The sequence below is a fragment of the Paenibacillus alvei DSM 29 genome (assembly GCF_000293805.1).
In the GTDB taxonomy this organism is placed as follows: domain Bacteria; phylum Bacillota; class Bacilli; order Paenibacillales; family Paenibacillaceae; genus Paenibacillus_B; species Paenibacillus_B alvei.
Window position 1 is genome coordinate 162,481 of sequence record NZ_AMBZ01000004.1, and the last position, 16,654, is coordinate 179,134.

A 16,654-nucleotide genomic window follows, 5' to 3' on the forward strand; every position below is an offset into this window, starting at 1 on the left:
TGCAGAGGAGACGTGGCAGAAGAGAAAGGAATGGGGAAACATGAATAACAACAGGAACGTTATCCGATCCGTTGCTAGTGTACTTACGGGAGTTCTGCTGCTAAGCGGAGCTCCGTATGCGCTTATGCAGCCAGCTAACGTCGCGTATGCGGCAGCAAGCAATGATGCAAGGCCTGAGCAATCAATAGTCAATAATCATATTCGTGTGGCATTATTCGCGAATTTGAGCAAGGGTTCTCCTGGACAAACGGAACTGCTCTCACTTGCCTCAACAGCATCTCTCCAATTAGAAGCACGATTGGGATCAAGCTCGAAGGGCAGTGTTGAAGTAGGCGGAGAACAGGCTCGCTTTAGTGCCGATGATTATAAAGTGAAACTGCTAGAGACCGATGACTTGTCAGCGGCGCAATCTGCATTAAAGAAGGCGCAGGCTTCAGGATCGGCGTACATCATTCAGATCCCAAGACGTGGGACGACATTTTTTGCTGTATATGCAGGAAGCTATGCCAGCAACAAATCGGCTAGTCAAGCAGCGGACAAGCTTCGCGGAGCATCGGGCATGAGCTCATTACTCCAAGGGTATGAGCCGTCCGTAGTAGGCCCTCAATATGTACAAGCTGGCACGTTCAGCTCACGAGACGAGGCTAAATCCGTTCAGCAAGCTTTGCTGGATGCCGACTTAGATGCATATGTGGTAACGCTGGCAACAGACAGCGGGGCGCGAACAGCGGTGTGGGCAGGGCAAGCAGCCTCTGATACGCAATTAACCGGGATTAAGAAGGTAGTTGCGTCAAAGGGGTATACAGCAGGTGCTGTACAAGCTCAAGGAGCTGTCATACATACCGTTGAAGTAGCTGGGAATAACACTACACCACATTATCGAGTGTTCGGGAATGCGAAATGGGTAGTCAAGCCAAGCACGCAAACCACGATTAAAGTGAACGAACGCAGCGGCAGAGCTTATCGTGGAATCATGGAGGTAAGCATCTATAAGGATAAGTTGGCGCTTGTTAATGAGGTGCCGCTCGAAGAGTATTTGCTGTCTGTGGTTGGCGGCGAAGTATACTCGAGTTGGCCGATGGATGCGTTGAAAGCGCAAGCGGTAGCCGCTCGTACATTTGCCTTGTATCAAGGCAATAAATTTGAAATCGCCAATGTTGTGGATACGACACTGAGCCAAGCCTACTTTGGCGTAGAGAAGGAGCATCCAGACATTAAAAAGGCTGTTGAAGCAACAGCCGGCGAAGTTCTCATGCAAAATGGCAAGCTGATTGAAGCCATCTTTAATTCCAGTGCGGGGGGCAAAACAGCTGATCCAATGGAAGTATGGGGCGGATCTTATGATTATTTCCAAGTGGTAGACAGCCCTGATGATGCTGCCCAGGAAGGGGCAAAGTCCTGGTACCGTGTAACTCTTCCTGACGGCAAGACGGGATATGTTCGTGAGGATGTCGTGAAGCTCTCAGGGCAGACAGCGACCGTATTGGAGAACGGAACCAACGTCCGTCCAACACCAGCTATTCAGACAGGTGTACAGCCTGTTGGCAAAGTGGACAAAGGCACCAAGCTTACGGTTCTGGAAACCGTGTTTGAAAACAACGAAATGAATTGGGTACGCGGCCCTTATACGGCTGAGCAGATAACAAGCTGGCTGAAGGAGCGCACAGATACAGCATTGAGTGGGACAATAAAGACGCTTGCTGTTACAGAAAGAGGGCCATCTGGACGTGCGATCAAGATTGAAGCAGATGGCAAGCCGGTCGAGGTAAGTTACCCGGATAACTTCCGATATGCGTTTGGCGGTTTGCCGAGTACGTTATTTGATATTGTTCCAAATGGAACAGGTGTTGTATCAAATGTTCTGAGCAGTGGCAGTGGAACAGGTTCAGGCTCGTCATCCATCTCGATTATTGGAGCCGATGGAAAATTGCAGTCTGTCAAAGACTCCTCCAAGCTTCGTGTCGTAAGCGGCAGCAGCAAGACAGGCGAGAAGCTACCAAACAGCATTGCTGCTGTGAACGGGAAGGGAACAACCGGCAAAGTAGGATCGGATAAGGTCGAGCAGAAGCCTGTTGTCGAAGCGAATTCATTCTTGTTTGTCGGCAAAGGCAACGGGCACGGGATTGGGATGTCGCAATGGGGAGCTAAGGGATTGGCTGATCAAGGGTATGACTATAAAGCGATTTTGCAATACTATTACAAAAATGTAGAGCTAGTGAAGCGTTAGGACGGATAGCAGATGAATGTGGACTTATTTGATTTTCATTTACCAGAGCATTTGATTGCGCAGACACCGTTGACAGATCGGACTGCATCTCGATTATTAACATTGGATCGCCATACTGGGAAGGTGGAGCATCACAATTTTCCCGAAATCCTTTCCTATTTGCAGCCAGGCGATTTGCTTGTGCTGAATGACACGCGGGTAATCCCTGCACGCTTGTTCGGTGTTAAAGAGGATACGGGGGCCAAAGTTGAGGTTCTTTTGCTGAAGCAAGAAGAGGATGACTGTTGGGAAGCGCTCGTTAAGCCAGGGAAGAGAGTCAAGGTTGGAATGACCGTATTGTTTGGCGACAAGCTTAAAGCAGAAGTGCTGGAAGAGCGTGAGATGGGAGCAAGATTGCTTCGGTTCACATACGAAGGCATATTTAATGAGATTCTGGACGAACTCGGACAAATGCCGCTTCCTCCATACATTAAGGAGCAGTTGAATGATCGCGAACGCTACCAGACGGTGTACGCGAAGCATGAAGGCTCTGCTGCAGCCCCTACGGCTGGGTTGCACTTTACGAAGGAGCTTTTGGCAGAGGTTGAGAAGAAGGGCGTTCACGTTGCTTACATTACCCTTCATGTTGGGTTAGGCACATTCCGTCCCATGTCTTCCAATACGATTGAAGAGCATGTCATGCATTCGGAGTATTATGAAATGAGTGCAGACACGGCGACAATAATTAATGAAACGAAACAGCAGGACGGCCGTATTGTTGCAGTAGGAACTACATCAGCTAGAACGTTAGAAACGGTTGCAGGGAGATTTGATGGCAAGCCAATCGAGCCTTGCTCAGGCTGGACAGACATTTTTATTTATCCAGGATATGAATTCAAGCTTGTGAACTCACTCTTAACGAATTTTCACCTACCGAAATCAACGTTAGTGATGCTCGTCAGCGCACTGGCTGGCCGCGATCATATCATGGCTGCTTATCAGGAAGCGATTGATCAGGAATATCGTTTCTTTAGCTTCGGCGATGCAATGTTCATTTACGATCATGCACAGGAAACCTAATACAAGGATGAGATAAGACTATGGCAGCAGTAACATATGAATTAATCAAGACTTGCAAGCAGACGGGTGCTCGGCTTGGAAAGGTGCATACACCCCATGGCTCCTTTGAGACACCTATTTTTATGCCCGTTGGGACATTGGCGACAGTCAAGACGATGAGTCCCGAAGAATTGAAGGAGATGGAAGCCAAAATTATTTTGAGCAATACGTATCACCTCTTCCTTCGACCAGGTCATGACATTATTCGAGAAGCTGGCGGGCTTCATAAGTTTATGAATTGGGATCGCGCAATTTTGACTGATAGCGGTGGATTCCAGGTATTTAGTCTTAGCGATATGCGTAAGATTGAAGAGGAAGGGGTTCATTTCCGTTCTCATTTAAATGGGGACAAGCTCTTCCTGTCGCCGGAGAAGGCAATGGAGATCCAAAATGCACTGGGATCGGATATAATGATGGCATTCGATGAATGTCCTCCATATCCGGCTGAACGCGAATATGTCAAGCCGTCATTGGAACGTACGACACGCTGGGCGGAACGTTGCTTGGAAAGTCATACTAGACCGCATGATCAGGCCCTGTTCGCGATTATCCAAGGCGGGATGTATGAAGACCTTCGTCGCCAGAGCGCGAAGGATTTGACTTCGATGGATTTCCCGGGGTATGCTATTGGAGGACTGAGTGTGGGCGAACCCAAGCACTTGATGTATGAGGTGCTGGATTACACAACTCCATTGCTGCCAGACAATAAGCCTCGCTATTTGATGGGGGTTGGATCACCGGATGCATTAATCGAATTAGCTATGCGTGGAGTGGATATGTTCGACTGCGTACTGCCTACCCGCATCGCTCGCAATGGTACAACCATGACAAGCCAAGGCCGTCTTGTCGTACGCAATGCGAAGTATGCTCGCGATTTCGGGCCGCTTGATCCGAAGTGCGACTGCTATACTTGCCGGAACTATTCGCGTGCGTATTTGCGCCATCTTATTAAGGCTGATGAGACATTTGGGCTTCGTTTGACAACGTATCATAACCTGTATTTCTTGGTGAATTTGATGAGTCAAGTGCGCGAGGCAATTCGTGAAGATCGACTTCGTGACTTCAGAGACGAATTTTTCGAAGCCTATGGCATGGATCGCAACGAGAGCGGGTTCTAACGATAGACATGCTGCCTGCTGGATTGTCCACATGGGTGGACTGTTCAGCTCGTTCGGCAGTCTATACATAATTGATTTCATTTTATGAAAGGGGGATACATACATGTTGATTGCAGGAGCAGAGGCAGGAGGAACTGGCGGGTTTCTTCAAATGTTATTGCCGTTCGTTTTGATGTTTGCTGTATTTTATTTCTTGTTAATCCGTCCTCAGCAGAAGAAGCAAAAGCAGCGGAACTCAATGCTTAGTGCATTGAAAAAAGGAGATAAAATCGTAACGATTGGTGGTTTGCATGGTACAATCGTTGAGATTACAGACGATACAATTGTATTGCGTGTTAACGATGTTACGAAAATGACATTCGATCGCAGTGCGATTAGCCAAGTTGTGTCAGCAGAAGAATCCGCAAGTGCATCCTAATACGATGCCAAATCATAGAAGAAGGGCTGCCCATTGCAGGAAAAGCAATGGACAGCCCTTTTTCATGTACCATCCCTCGTGAGAAAGTAAGAGGGTGACGCCATCGTAGTTTTACATTTCATTGGACTCAGAGTAAGATTTGCTGAACGTACTCTGGCGATCTGGCAACAAGCTGTGCTTGGGCTGAACACCCGCAAGCTTCAAGCCAGCCCATGAAGCTGCTGTTGCAAGAACGGTTCCAGCAAGCATATCTGTCAGCCAGTGAATGCCTAGATAGAAGATAGAAAACACGATTATAACAGCACTTGCAGCCGTAAAAATGGCCCATCTGCGATTGCCGGACTGAGAAGCCAGCAATGCAACCGTTATCGAGATGGACGTATGCAAGCTAGGGAAACAATTGTCAATGCCAGAGAAGGCGCGGTATTGCTCCTCAAAGTTCGGAAATACTTCCAGCATGCGGAAGTTGACGCCGGATGGCGGATAAGACCATACTTCGTTGACTGGGAAAAACAAATAGAATGGAATGGCCACGATGTAATTGATCATAATAGCATAACACACAGCATGCGCCATACGTAGGTTCCCATTCGTTGTATAAATCCCAAGTGAAGCTACAATAAGTGCTTGAAAGACAACAATATAGAAAAAGGATACAAATTGCGTTAATAACGGATGGTTAAAGATCTGCTGTACACTGTATACAAATTGTCCTTCAAGTTGATGAATGTTGGGAGTAAAATCCCAATTGATTTGCAGCATTTTCTCAAGCGTAAGTTCCATGCCGTTAACCATGAGAATAAGCACCATCGCAATGAAGGCGAAGAGAAAAGAACGTGATGTCCACAACGAGCGAAGAAATGCTCCAGCGACAGCTAGCGGCTGTGTGCGTGAACCGAACCATACGAGTGCAATGACGGTTACAATGGTCCACAGCGTGACAGTCTGCATGGATTGAAATAGAACCACGAGAATCCCCCTAATGTTAGGTCATATTGCCATTTTGTAAACTCCAATAGTATAACACAATTGGGTGGGGATTACATGGTGCGATTATCCGACCCTTAAGCTATAGCCTCCCTTACTGGGCGGATTTGCTCATATTTACACCGATAATTCCCCCGATAGCGCTGACTGCAAAGGCAGCTATCGTTTGGACGAATTTTTGTAGGCTGACCCCTGCATCCATCGCTAAAAATCCAATTAATATAACGAGCAGAGCATACGCAATTCCTGTCATTCCTCCATAGTACCAGCCTTTTTTGCCGCTTCTTTTGCCAGAAATCCAACCACCGATAAAAAGTGCGATACAATGGACAATATAAATATAGCCTTTCATTTCGTCTTCACTAGCTGAGCTGGAATACAGCAAGACTGACAAGGCGAGTGCTCCGAGAGCCATCCATACAAATGCGTAGACAATTCCCGCCAGCAGCGGGTGACCCAATTTCCAACGCGTCACATTCTGGATCGCATTCATTTTACACGCTCCTCCCATCATTTATTTGATTAGTAATCATCGTATGGGCAAGCTATCCAATTTAGTACAAGGCATAGACGAAAAAAAAGACGGCGTTATAATGTGTGAACAAAAGGTCATGAGTGGAAAGTGCAAATAGAGCCTTAATAATGTAGAGAGGGATGGAGTATTGTGGGACATACATTAGCAAGCTGGCAGGTGACCGCTGCGGTCATTGTGTTTTTAATCACGTATGCCATCATTATTTCAGAGAAGATTAACCGGGCAGTCATTGCGTTGTTGGGCGCAGTTGTTATGCTCGTCCTGCAAATTGTAGATGTACATACAGCATTTACAACACACATCGAGTGGAATACGTTGTTCCTACTCGTTGGGATGATGATTTTGGTTGGGATTACCAACAAAAGCGGTATCTTTCAATATGCTGCTGTTAAGGCCGCACAAAGAGCTAAGGGATATCCGAAGCGCATCATGCTTATTATGTTTCTGCTCACTGCAGTAGGATCTGCATTTCTTGATAATGTAACGACGGTGCTGCTTATGGTGCCTATTACATTCTCAATCACTCGTATGCTAAAGATGAATCCAGTGCCGTTTCTTATCGCCGAAATCATTGCATCAAATGTTGGCGGTACTGCAACTCTTATCGGGGATCCGCCTAATATTATGATTGGATCAGCTAATAAGCATTTGACTTTTAATATGTTTTTGGCTCAATTGGCACCAGTTGTTCTTGTTATCGCACTCGTTATTATCGTATGCCTGCTGTTTATTTACCGTAAGCAGCTGCAGGTATCAGATGAGCAGCGGCAAGCGCTAATGGAGCTGTCGGCAGCCTCTTATATTACAGATGCCAAGCTAGTGAAGAAGTCTCTTACGGTGCTTATTCTTACGATCATTGGCTTTGCACTCCATTCTGTTATTCACGTGGAGGCAGCCGTAGTCGCAATGGCAGGGGCTACGATTTTGATGCTCATTGGGTTGAAAAGTGAGGAAGAACTCGAAGAAGCGCTCCATCAGGTGGAGTGGGTTACAATCTTATTCTTTATCGGTTTGTTCATTCTTGTCGGTGGCTTAATCGAAGCAGGCATAATCAACCGTCTTGCAGAACTGACACTCGGATTGACAAATGGAGATATGACGAAGACCTCCATGCTTGTATTATGGGTGTCAGGTGTTGCGTCAGCTACAATCGACAATATTCCGTTCGTAGCTACGATGATTCCGCTTTTGCAGGATATCGGCACACAAATGGGTATTACAGATCCAAATCAGTTGAATCCACTCTGGTGGTCGCTTGCTCTTGGAGCATGTCTGGGTGGCAACGGAACCTTGATTGGCGCATCTGCAAACGTAATTGTTGCAGGTATGGCGCAGCGTGAAGGCAACGGGTTCGGTTATATGGACTTTCTAAAAATAGGCGCACCAATTACGATCATTTCCTTGTTGATTTCAACAGGCTACATTTTGCTGTTCATCCTTTAATTGCAACAGGAAGAGTTGTAAGATACAGGATGGGAACAATTCGATAACAATGAAGCAGTATGCTTCACGATCATGGCGGTCAGAATACCAATGAATGCGACTATCGTAATCCGACAATCGGCAGCGAAGGAGGCGTTACATATGGATATTTGGACCGTCATTTTTCGTACAATATTAATGTATTTTGCGGTTTTTATCGTTCTTCGTGTAATGGGCAAGCGTGAAATTGGCAAGTTGTCTGTATCTGACCTCGTTATTTCGATCATGATAGCAGATATTGCAGTTATGACGATTGATGATTCTGAACGCCCTATCCTTGTGGAATTTGCACCTATTATAGTGCTGACGGTTATTCAAGTTACGCTGGCCTTTGTGACGTTGAAAAGTCCGAAAATGCGAGAAGTATTTGACGGAACTCCGAGCATTATTATCGCAAATGGAGTGCTGCAACAGGAGACGATGAAAAAACAGCGATACAATTTGGATGATTTAATGCTGCAGCTTCGAGGGCAAGGAATCGACAACATCAATGATGTGGCCTATGCCATTTTGGAATCTACGGGGGAATTGTCAATATTTGAGGTGAGCAAGGATGAATCACAGCAAAATTCGTCAGGTGCTGACGCAAATAAGCAGGAGGGGCAAAAGCAAAGTAAGTCATCCAACGCCAAGCCCGCCCTGCCCGAAGCACAGAACTATCGTTTTACTTCACTTCCATTGCCGCTCATTATGGAGGGCAAGGTTCAAGATCACAATTTGCATAGCATTGACAAGACACGATTTTGGCTAAAAAATCAAATTCAGCAAAAAGGCGCTCATGATTTTAAGCAAGTTTTCTTTTGCTCCATTGACCACAAAGGAAATATCTACGTCGATAGCAACCCAAGTAAAATGAAACAATAACCTTATTTTGGATCGGGCTTAGGTGGAAAGAATCGACGAAAGATCGGGAAACGGGCAATATCGCTGCGGTTAATTAATTTCATTAGTATGAGCAGTAAAATATAAACAATAATCCCTACTATGCATGAAAGAATAAACCGAAGCAAAATATGCTCATCCGTAGAGCTGGACAAATGGATATAAACGGCTTGGATACAACCAGCAGTAATCACCATCGCGGCTCCAACCTTAATAAAGTCCATCCAGGGAAGCTTAAGGCCGATATGACGAACTACACTGAATGCATGTAAAGTTGTAACGACAACGATATTCACATTAATGGCAATGACCGCGCCTGTTATGCCGAGTTGTGGATTTGAGGCAAGCCATAGAATTAGCCCAATTTTAAGGATGGCTCCTATAAATGTATTGACGAGAGCTGTTCCAGGGCGCTCCAATGCTTGGAGAGCAGCTTGAAGCGGCGCCTGCAAATAAATGAAAATGGCAACAGGGGCCATCCATTTCAGCATAGGGGCAACTGTTGCGTCATTGTAAAGCAGAGCGCACAAGGGAACGGCCAGTACAAACATAACAACGGCAAAAGGAGCTCCGCTTACAAGTGCAAGCCGAACGGCTTGATGAATACGCTTCTGGATCGTAATGGTATCATTGCGGCCCAACGCCTCAGATAAGGCGGGAACGAGTGACACGGCAAGAGAATAAGTAAGGGCTCCCGGCAATGTTAGGATAGGAATAATCATACCTTGAAGCGCCCCGTATTGGGCAGTGGCAATTGCGGTAATGACACCAGCGGCAGCGAGGCTGCGTGCGATCGTGATCGATTCCAATAAATATGACAGAGATCCGACGAGCTTTCCTCCTGTAACAGGGAGGGTAATTTGCAACAAGCGTCGAAGGACGTTTGGCGGAGGGGCAGTTGGTGCATGTCCATTTTTAGCGGGTTTCAAAACCATATCTGTAGGCTCGGATGTACTGTTCGTACTACGTCTCCGAGATGTGTAATACATCCATGCCAGAACTGCAAATCCTCCGATTTCCCCAATCACGACACCTGCCATGGCGCCTGCAGCTGCCCATTCCAAGCCATACGGCAAGCATATATAAGCAAATGCAATAACCGTGAAAATTCGAATAATGGTCTCTACCACCTGAGAGGTTGCGGTTGGTATCATATTCTGCATGCCTTGGAAGTAGCCGCGAAACACGGATGAGGCAGCGATAACGATGATAATCGGAGTCATTACTAAAAACGTATAATACACCCTGCTGTCAGTTAAGACGTGTGTTGTAATCCATGGTGCAAGGATCAGAAGAGCTGCTGAAAATACAATAGAGGCACCAATTGTTATTTTAAGTGCCAATGACAGTATCCGTTTTACCCGCTGCTGATCGCCCACGGCATCTGCTTCGGCGATAAGCTTGGCCACTGCAAGGGGAATCCCACCTGTAATTAGGGTAATGATCACGATTAGGAAAGGGTATCCAAGTTGATAAATACCAACGCCCTCTGCACCGATGATGCGAGGCAGCATAATGCGCGGGATAAATCCTAGGATACGGTTAACAATGCCAGCAGCCAATAAAATAAGTGTGCCTTGAATAAATGTTTGCTTTTGTAAAGTAGATTTTAACAATGGTATCCCTCTTCTCACGCGAACTTCAGCGCATGATTGCCGCCCAATATCATTCATATGCGGTTGTCCACAAACCATACCGGATACATGATAGAGATTTTTCAGCCTTTGGAGCTCAGCGTTAGCAGGAATTTATAAAGGGCAGGTCGAATTATGTCTGACGAGGAGAAGGGAGTTAAGCGGCATGACAGAACTGATTAGTGATGCAGATCGTATTGAGGCAATTGAGCTGTGCTGTGAAAGCAAAGCAGAAGAGCTTCGTCTTATTGGATACGAGCATGTTACCGGAAAAGATGTATGGGAGTGTGTAAGTTCGAAATATGTAAAAAGCGGAAGTGAGCCGGCGCTGCATAAAGTTGTGAATGATATTTTATCGCTGAAAGCAACGCAATTCATGAATTATATGACAATTGCCGCATATCGGGGCTCTCCTTTTTTATAAGGCGAGGCCTTTTTTATGTTTTTTGCCATGACTCTTAAAATTGACTCGAAAAATAAGCGCCGATATAATAGGAATATTGAATATGAAAGGGGACTAGGGACGATATGAAAAGGGTGATCGCATTCCTGCTCATCGTTGTCGTTTCGCTAGGCGTCATTTTATGGACAAGCCCTTCGATCGTCAACAACATACGTCTTGGACTCGATTTGAAAGGCGGCTTTGAAATATTGTATCAAGCATCGCCGCTTGAGTCGGGTGGGAAAATTACAAATGAGGCGATGAAACAAACGGCAAAGAGCTTGGGTAAGCGTATTGATGCTCAAGGTACTAGCGAACCAGAAATTACGATTGAAGGTTCGGATCGGATTCGCGTCAAGCTGGCCGATGTGAAAAATGAAGAAGAAGTGCGTAAAAAATTGAAGGAACCTTCTGTATTGACGTTCCGCAGCAGCGATGGCTGTAAAAATGCAACGGATTATTGCAAAATTGAGTTGCAAGGTACAGACTTCAAAGAAGGCGGCGCTAGCGTCGTGTTTGATGATTTGCAACGTCCGATCGTAGCAATCAAGCTGAAGGATGCGAAGAAATTCTCTGAGATTACGAAGAGACTTGCTTCACTTGCAGATCCTGACCCTGCTAAAGCCCGCAATCATCTCGCTATTTACATGGACGAGCAAATGATTTCTGATCCTGCTGTCAACTACGAGATTCCAGGTGGCGAAGCAACGATTACGGGTCAACGCACGAATGAAGAAGCAAATGAGCTTCGCGATACGATTAACCTCGGCGCATTGCCGCTGAAGCTGACCGAGAAATATTCGCAAAGTGTAGCTGCTACACTTGGTAAGCTATCGTTGGAACAAACGGTGAAAGCCGGATTGATCGGATCGGCACTCATTCTCGTGTTCATGCTTCTAGTCTACCGTTTGCCAGGGGTAATTGCGAGCTTCTCGCTCATCTTGTTCACGTGGCTTCTGCTCGTGTTGTTCTGGCTGGCTGACATTACATTGACATTGCCGGGGATTGCAGCGTTCATTCTCGGTCTTGGTATGGCAGTCGATGCGAACATTATTACCTATGAACGGATCAAAGAGGAGCTGCGCAGCGGCAAGTCGATTAACTCTGCTCTCAAGGCAGGTTCCAAGAACTCGTTCAGAACGATTATGGATGCGAACGTAACAACCATTATTGCGGGTGTCGTTATGTACATTATGGGTGAAAGCTCTGTTAAAGGCTTTGCACTTATCTTGATGATGACGGTTATCTGCAGTATCTTTACAAACGTATTTTTATCTCGTGTGTTCCTGCATCTGCTTGCGAAATCGAAGCTATTGAGCAAGCCAGGATATTTCGGCGTAAAGGAGAGTGAAATCCGTGCGCTTTAAAGGAACATTCAACTTTGTTCATCAGAGTAAATATTTCTTTATCTTCTCGATCGTGATTACCATTCTCGGTGCGTTGTCTCTATCGATATTCGGATTGAACTATGGTGTTGATTTCAGCTCTGGTACGAATGTGGATATCAACCTGACCAAAAAAATTGAGAAGTCACAGGTGGAAGATCTGCTGAAAACGTATAATTTCAAAAAAGAACCTACGATCACAATGGGGACGGAGCGTATTACCATCCGTTTCACAGAGGTTCTTGATGAACAGCATGAGAAGCAGTTCAAAGCTGATATGAAGAAGCTCGATCAAGGCTCTTCGATGGAAGTCAATACGGTTGATGTAGAAATTGCGCGTGAATTGCAACGTAATGCACTGCTTGCTGTATTGATTGCGAGTATCGGCATTATTATTTATGTCAGCATTCGCTTTGAATGGCGCTTTGCCGTATCTGCGGTAGTCGCCCTGCTGCATGATGCTTTTATGGTTATCAGCTTGTTCTCTATCTTCCGATTGGAGGTCACGCTCCCATTCATTATTGCGGTGCTGACGATTATCGGTTATTCCATTAACGACACGATCGTTATTTTTGACCGGATTCGGGAAAACTTGCGGTTCTCAAAGATCAAGAGCATGGACGACTTGGCTCACTTGGTAAATGATAGTATTTACCAAACGCTGACCCGTTCCATCAACACGGTATTGACCGTATTGGTAACGGCGCTCTGCTTGTTCATCTTCGGCAGTGAGTCTATTCGGATGTTCTCACTTGCGATCTTGTTCGGACTCGGCTTTGGTGCTTACTCCTCTATCTTCATTGCGAGCCCATTGTGGGTCGTACTAAAGAACAAGGAAAACAAGAAGCCAAAAGCTGCTGCTAAACCGCAGGAAGCGAAGTAATGCGTTAAGAACCCATTTGTTTTCTTTTCTCTCATAATCTGGAGTTAAGAAACATACGATAAAGCCGCGTCCGTTTGTGACGCGGTTTTGGCGTTGTGTAAGCCGCCATGATCACTATGATGACCAAACGAGGGATGCTGCATGTCTACTGATCGATTTGCCAAGGCGGAGATGGGAGCCTGGGTAGGAATTATCGGGAACATCTTATTAGCTGGAGTCAAGGGAATTGCTGGTTTTTTTTCCGGGAGTCAGGCGCTGATCGCAGATGCTTTTCATTCCGCCTCAGATGTAGCAGGCTCATTTGCTGTTCTAGTCGGCTTGAAGGCGGCTAAGCGGCCTCCAGACAAGGATCATCCGTATGGTCACGGGAAAGCCGAAACGATTGCTGCGATAGTAGTATCGGTATTGCTATTAGTTGTCGGCATCGAATTAGCTATTTCGGCAGTGAAGTCCATATGGCATGGGAGTGTCGTCGTGCCGGAATGGTATGCACTAGCAGCTATTATTTTGTCTATTGCAGTGAAGGAAGGCATGTTCCAATATAAATTCCGATTAGGAAAGCGATTGTCTTCGCAGGCACTGATTGCCAATGCATGGGAGCATCGCTCCGATGTATATTCATCCATAGCAGCGCTGGCTGGTGTTGGCGCAGCGATGATAGGCGGGAAGCTGGGAATCGGCTGGTTGCTGTATATGGATCCGGTGGCAGGCGCTGTAGTGGCTCTGCTTGTCCTGAGAATGGGTTATCGGCTTGTGCTTGATTCCATACACTCGACAATGGATCATGTGCTGCATGACGAAGATGCGAATCCGCTCATTCGTGCCGTGCAGTCAGTCGATGGGGTCATAACTATCGATGAGCTGCGGGCCCGTGAGCATGGGCATTACGTCATTGTAGATGTCAAAATTAGCGTCAATCCTCGCTTGACTGTGGCGGAAGGACATACAGTCGCCAAGCGAGTCAAAAAACATTTAATGCAGCGGTTTATTCATGTGGCAGATGTATTCGTGCATGTGAATCCATTTGATCCCGGATTCCCTTATCGACCACAGGAAGCGCGTGTCGGCGAGGATACATCCACATTGCTGCAATAAGGAATAAAGGAGAGAAGGAATGCTTCATCCACGTTCACGGTGGATTTGCGCGGAAACGTCAGACGAGCGTGTGAGTCAATTAGCCGAAGAGGCCAACATTTCACCATTGCTGGCTCGTATGATGGTCGTACGCGGGATTGACACTGCGGAGCAGATCCATCAGTTTTTATATGCTGATGTCAACCACCTGCATGACCCGTTCCTCATGGCAGGGATGGTAGAAGCGGTGGAACGGATACAACGGGCGCTGAAAAACGGGGAGAAAATCCGAATTTATGGCGATTATGATGCGGACGGCGTATCGAGCACCTCGCTCATGATTTTTCTCATGAGGGAGCTAAAGGCGAACTTTGATTATTATATCCCGCACCGTGCCAATGAAGGCTACGGACTGAACAATGGGGCGATTGATGATGCGAAGGCGCAAGGCTGTACGCTTATCGTCACGGTAGATACCGGAATAAGCGCTGTTGAGCAGGTGGCTTATGCAAAGGAGCTTGGCATCGATGTCGTCATAACGGATCATCACGAGCCTCCTGAGCAGCTGCCTGAAGCATACGCTCTCGTTAACCCTAAGCTTCCGTATTGCCCTTACCCATTTAAGGGACTGGCAGGTGTAGGTGTTGCCTTCAAGCTGGCGCATGCGCTTATAGGTGAGGTGCCGCAGCAATGGCTGGAGCTTGTTGCTATTGGGACGGTAGCCGACTTAATGCCGCTGCTTGGAGAAAACCGGGTCATTTTACAAGAAGCGCTGAATCGCATGAAGCGATCGCAATATGCGGGCATTCGCGCCTTGATGACAATTGGAGCGATAGATCCGAAAGATGTAACATCGACAAGCATTGCCTTCTCGATGGCTCCGCGCATTAATGCAAGCGGCCGGCTCGATCACGCGGATATTGCAGTGCAGCTATTGACGGCTGATGATGACGAGACGGCTATTGCTTATGCAACGGAACTGGATCGATTGAATAAGGAGCGTCAGAAGATCGTCGAAAGCATCGTGAAGGAAGCAGAGGTGCTGCTGTCAGAGAAAATGGCAGATACGGGAGAAATTCCGAATGTTATCGTTCTTGCAGCAGAAGGCTGGAATGTCGGGGTTATCGGCATTGTCGCTTCCAAAATAGTTGAAAGATACTATCGGCCTACCTTCGTGCTTGGGATTGATGAAGAATCTGGTTTATGCAAGGGATCGGCTCGCTCAATTGCAGGTTTTGATTTGTATGAAGCGATGACAGATTGCGCAGAAGTGTTCGAACATTTTGGCGGACACCAAGCTGCTGCTGGCATGACGCTGCATCGAGACCGACTGTCTGCGCTGGAGGAGAGCTTGAACCAGATGGCGGCGGATAAGCTGACGGAAGAGGACTATATTCCTTGCACGGAAGTCGATGCGGAATGTGAACTTGCAGATGTGCCGCTGGAAGTCATTGAACAGCTAGACCGTCTCGCTCCATTTGGAATGGGCAATCCTAGTCCCCGTGTGGTCATTCGCAACGCGGTAGTGCGTGACAAGCGCACAATGGGGAAAGAAGGACAACATTTAAAGTTGATGTTAGGCAAAGAGCGTGCTACATTGGATGCGGTGGCTTTTCACAAAGGGGCACTGTCTCACCGGATTGCCACTGATGTACAAGCTGATGTGCTTGGGGAGCTGTCAATCAATGAATGGAATGGACAGCGCAAGCCACAGCTGATGATGCAGGATATCCGCATCACGAAACGACAGCTATTCGATCACCGATCGACAGCGCGTCCGCTTGAATCGGCGATAGAGCTGGCAAGAACATTGGAGCAGGATGAACCGCAAACTAGCGCACTGCTCATGACACGGGAACAAGCAGGTGTATATGCCGCCGAACCGTTCGTGTGGCTATACAGTGATGAATTAGAAGGGCCAACTGTAATACCGAGCTCTTGGGGATGGACAGCGGATAAATCGATGCTCGGGAATATGTCTAAGCATATTCATGAGTTGGTGCTGTGCAGCATCCCTCCATCCGAGTGGGAGTTGAAGCGGCTGGCGGAGCAGCTCCCGAACGTAGGCAGAATATATGCCATTCTCCCTCGACAGCCGGAAGGCGGACGACTGTTCACGCCAAGCCGTGATCGAATGGGCTACGCATATACCGAGCTCAAGCGGATCGGCTCTTGGAATATGGAGAAGTCCACACAGTCTTCGCTTGCGAAGCGATTGCGCATGAATGAACGAGAACTGCTGATGCTGATGGAAGTGTTCAAGGAATTGGACTTTATTACATGTACATCTTCTACGCACAATACCGTTTACAGCATTGTACAGCAGCCGAACCGTACATCACTTGAACAATCACAGCGCTATCAGGATTGGATGACCGCAGCTGCATGGGAAAGTCGCTGGTATGAGCCGGTTACTGAAGAATTGGCAGCATGGCTATGGTCATATTGGGATGAAGCGCGTTACAAGTAACGATATTTAAGTTGGATGA

14 protein-coding genes are annotated in these 16,654 nt (G+C 46.9%); 11 read left to right on the top strand and 3 right to left on the bottom strand.

Annotated elements, in window-relative coordinates:
- Nucleotides 1-40 precede the first annotated feature (40 nt).
- From PAV_RS14560 to yajC, 4 genes are all read left to right on the top strand, one after another.
- Nucleotides 41-2,227 (top strand): SpoIID/LytB domain-containing protein, encoded by a 2,187-nt coding sequence (locus PAV_RS14560; RefSeq protein ID WP_005547428.1) that lies wholly within the window; start codon nucleotides 41-43, stop codon nucleotides 2,225-2,227.
- A 12-nt stretch (nucleotides 2,228-2,239) separates the two neighbouring features.
- Nucleotides 2,240-3,286 (top strand): tRNA preQ1(34) S-adenosylmethionine ribosyltransferase-isomerase QueA, encoded by a 1,047-nt coding sequence (queA, locus tag PAV_RS14565; RefSeq protein ID WP_005547430.1) that lies wholly within the window; start codon nucleotides 2,240-2,242, stop codon nucleotides 3,284-3,286.
- Between the two features lie 20 nt (nucleotides 3,287-3,306).
- Nucleotides 3,307-4,443 carry a tRNA guanosine(34) transglycosylase Tgt gene (gene tgt / locus PAV_RS14570; protein WP_005547432.1) on the top strand — a complete coding sequence of 379 codons (1,137 nt, stop codon included), beginning with the start codon at nucleotides 3,307-3,309 and terminating at the stop codon, nucleotides 4,441-4,443.
- 103 nt (nucleotides 4,444-4,546) lie between these two features.
- Nucleotides 4,547-4,861, top strand: a complete 315-nt coding sequence (gene yajC / locus PAV_RS14575) for a preprotein translocase subunit YajC (RefSeq protein ID WP_005547434.1) — start codon at nucleotides 4,547-4,549, stop codon at nucleotides 4,859-4,861.
- A 111-nt stretch (nucleotides 4,862-4,972) separates the two neighbouring features.
- On the opposite strand, the gene PAV_RS14580 is transcribed toward yajC, so the two are convergent.
- Entirely contained in the window at nucleotides 4,973-5,830 is an 858-nt protein-coding gene (locus PAV_RS14580; RefSeq protein ID WP_005547436.1) for a phosphatase PAP2 family protein, read from the bottom strand.
- Nucleotides 5,831-5,942: 112 nt separating this feature from the next.
- Nucleotides 5,943-6,341 (bottom strand): TIGR04086 family membrane protein, encoded by a 399-nt coding sequence (locus PAV_RS14585; RefSeq protein WP_005547438.1) that lies wholly within the window; start codon nucleotides 6,339-6,341, stop codon nucleotides 5,943-5,945.
- 171 nt (nucleotides 6,342-6,512) lie between these two features.
- Between PAV_RS14585 and PAV_RS14590 the strand changes: the two genes are divergently transcribed.
- Together PAV_RS14590 and PAV_RS14595 are read left to right on the top strand one after the other, a co-directional pair.
- Nucleotides 6,513-7,826: an ArsB/NhaD family transporter gene (locus tag PAV_RS14590; protein ID WP_005547439.1), complete on the top strand. Its 1,314-nt coding sequence runs from the start codon at nucleotides 6,513-6,515 to the stop codon at nucleotides 7,824-7,826.
- A gap of 141 nt (nucleotides 7,827-7,967) precedes the next feature.
- The gene (locus PAV_RS14595; RefSeq protein ID WP_005547441.1) at nucleotides 7,968-8,729 is read left to right on the top strand and encodes a YetF domain-containing protein; all 762 of its coding nucleotides are present in this window, start codon (nucleotides 7,968-7,970) and stop codon (nucleotides 8,727-8,729) included.
- A 2-nt stretch (nucleotides 8,730-8,731) separates the two neighbouring features.
- Here PAV_RS14595 and spoVB read toward each other — a convergent pair whose 3' ends face one another.
- Nucleotides 8,732-10,420: a stage V sporulation protein B gene (gene spoVB / locus PAV_RS14600; RefSeq protein ID WP_005547443.1), complete on the bottom strand. Its 1,689-nt coding sequence runs from the start codon at nucleotides 10,418-10,420 to the stop codon at nucleotides 8,732-8,734.
- Nucleotides 10,421-10,547: 127 nt separating this feature from the next.
- Here spoVB and PAV_RS14605 point away from each other — a divergent pair, with 127 nt between their 5' ends.
- The 5 genes from PAV_RS14605 (at nucleotide 10,548) to recJ (ending at nucleotide 16,635) form a co-directional block, all read left to right on the top strand.
- Entirely contained in the window at nucleotides 10,548-10,805 is a 258-nt protein-coding gene (locus tag PAV_RS14605; RefSeq protein WP_005547446.1) for a post-transcriptional regulator, read from the top strand.
- Nucleotides 10,806-10,909: 104 nt separating this feature from the next.
- A complete protein-coding gene (gene secD / locus PAV_RS14610) occupies nucleotides 10,910-12,190 on the top strand; it encodes a protein translocase subunit SecD (RefSeq protein WP_005547448.1) in 1,281 nt (426 codons plus the stop codon).
- Entirely contained in the window at nucleotides 12,180-13,091 is a 912-nt protein-coding gene (gene secF / locus PAV_RS14615; protein WP_005547451.1) for a protein translocase subunit SecF, read from the top strand. The genes secD and secF overlap by 11 nt, the downstream gene beginning before the upstream one ends.
- Before the next feature lie 141 nt (nucleotides 13,092-13,232).
- Nucleotides 13,233-14,186 (top strand): cation diffusion facilitator family transporter, encoded by a 954-nt coding sequence (locus PAV_RS14620; protein ID WP_005547453.1) that lies wholly within the window; start codon nucleotides 13,233-13,235, stop codon nucleotides 14,184-14,186.
- 19 nt (nucleotides 14,187-14,205) lie between these two features.
- On the top strand, nucleotides 14,206-16,635 hold the full coding sequence (gene recJ / locus PAV_RS14625; protein ID WP_005547455.1) for a single-stranded-DNA-specific exonuclease RecJ: 2,430 nt from the start codon (nucleotides 14,206-14,208) through the stop codon (nucleotides 16,633-16,635).
- The last annotated feature ends 19 nt before the right edge of the window (nucleotides 16,636-16,654 follow it).

Excerpts from the sequence above, each read along its gene's own strand:
- PAV_RS14560 (WP_005547428.1), top strand. The coding sequence starts at position 41 with ATGAATAACAACAGGAACGTTATCCGATCCGTTGCTAGTGTACTTACG.
- queA (WP_005547430.1), top strand. The coding sequence starts at position 2,240 with ATGAATGTGGACTTATTTGATTTTCATTTACCAGAGCATTTGATTGCG.
- tgt (WP_005547432.1), top strand. The coding sequence starts at position 3,307 with ATGGCAGCAGTAACATATGAATTAATCAAGACTTGCAAGCAGACGGGT.
- yajC (WP_005547434.1), top strand. The coding sequence starts at position 4,547 with ATGTTGATTGCAGGAGCAGAGGCAGGAGGAACTGGCGGGTTTCTTCAA.
- PAV_RS14585 (WP_005547438.1), bottom strand. The coding sequence starts at position 6,341 with ATGAATGCGATCCAGAATGTGACGCGTTGGAAATTGGGTCACCCGCTG.
- PAV_RS14595 (WP_005547441.1), top strand. The coding sequence starts at position 7,968 with ATGGATATTTGGACCGTCATTTTTCGTACAATATTAATGTATTTTGCG.
- spoVB (WP_005547443.1), bottom strand. The coding sequence starts at position 10,420 with ATGAATGATATTGGGCGGCAATCATGCGCTGAAGTTCGCGTGAGAAGA.
- PAV_RS14605 (WP_005547446.1), top strand. The coding sequence starts at position 10,548 with ATGACAGAACTGATTAGTGATGCAGATCGTATTGAGGCAATTGAGCTG.
- secD (WP_005547448.1), top strand. The coding sequence starts at position 10,910 with ATGAAAAGGGTGATCGCATTCCTGCTCATCGTTGTCGTTTCGCTAGGC.
- PAV_RS14620 (WP_005547453.1), top strand. The coding sequence starts at position 13,233 with ATGTCTACTGATCGATTTGCCAAGGCGGAGATGGGAGCCTGGGTAGGA.
- recJ (WP_005547455.1), top strand. The coding sequence starts at position 14,206 with ATGCTTCATCCACGTTCACGGTGGATTTGCGCGGAAACGTCAGACGAG.